The following is a 945-nucleotide window of genomic DNA, read 5'->3' on the forward strand; positions in this document are numbered from 1 at the left end:
GTAGTGGAACGCTTTGCGTTGTCGGGCAACGTGCAACTGCAAACAAGCAACTTTCGTGGCTTGTCTCTTCCAGTTGGCGGACCCCTTCACCTTGCGGCTCAGTTGCCGCTGCTGTCGAGCCAAGTGTTTTTGGGCTCGGCGGTAGTACCGCGGGATAGGCACCACCTCCCCATCGCTGGTGGTGAGAAACCTATCCAATCCCACATCAATGCCCACCACCCTTTTGATCGGCACAGGCTCTGGGAGAGGAACGCTTTTGTCTTCCAAGGTGATGCAGACATACCACCCATCGGCCTTGCGCACCACTGTGCAGGTTTTGGGCACAAACCCCTCCGGCAAGGGGCGGTGCAGCACCACAGGCATCGAGCCAATCTTGCTCAGCCGCAGAGTCTCCCCTTCCAGATGCGCTCCCGCCTTGGGGCAATTGATGCGGGGGAATGTGAAGGATCTCAACTCCCCCGCTTTTTTGAAGCGAGGCCGCCCCCGCCGCTTGCCTGTGCTATCCGGCTCCCGCCACGCTTTCCACGCCTTGTCCAGCCGCATCAAGTTTTGCTGCAGCACCTCGGCGTAAATGCCCCGGTAGGCCGGGAACAGTTGCTTGATTTGTTTGAGGGATCCCGCCTGCCGATAATAATTCGGCTCCAGCGGGGGTTCTGACACAGGCAACGGACAAGAGACAAGACTGCAGCGGTCAATTGGGCAACGGGTTGCGGTCAGCCAATCCAGTCTCTGCCCCAGAGCGTCGTTCCACTGCCGCCGCAACAATTCCAGCCACTCGGTCATCAGAGCGGCTTGGTCGTCGCTGGGCAGGATCCGGTACTCGTGGGTGATAATCATGAGACGGTTCTAGCATTTAGCGCAACGAGCTACAACATAGGCCATCGTTCTGTTTACAGCCTACAAATCCACTTGGTGCTGGTGACAAAGTACCGTCGTCGGGTGATA

Annotated in this window: 1 protein-coding gene and 1 pseudogene; one reads left to right on the forward strand and one right to left on the reverse strand. The window is 58.1% G+C overall.

All coding sequences use genetic code 11. From position 1 onward, the window contains the following. A partial coding sequence (locus GG26_RS13635; protein WP_414391183.1) for an RNA-guided endonuclease InsQ/TnpB family protein occupies nucleotides 1-837 on the reverse strand: 837 nt, incomplete at its 3' end. Between GG26_RS13635 and GG26_RS13640 the strand changes: the two are divergent. After that, nucleotides 793-945, forward strand: a pseudogene (locus GG26_RS13640) (IS200/IS605 family transposase); the annotation flags it as partial. The gene GG26_RS13635 and the pseudogene GG26_RS13640 overlap by 45 nt on opposite strands.

It is taken from the genome of Synechococcus sp. 'PEA 65AY6A-5F PE A' (genome assembly GCF_047462575.1).
Taxonomy (GTDB): Bacteria; Cyanobacteriota; Cyanobacteriia; order Thermostichales; family Thermostichaceae; genus Thermostichus.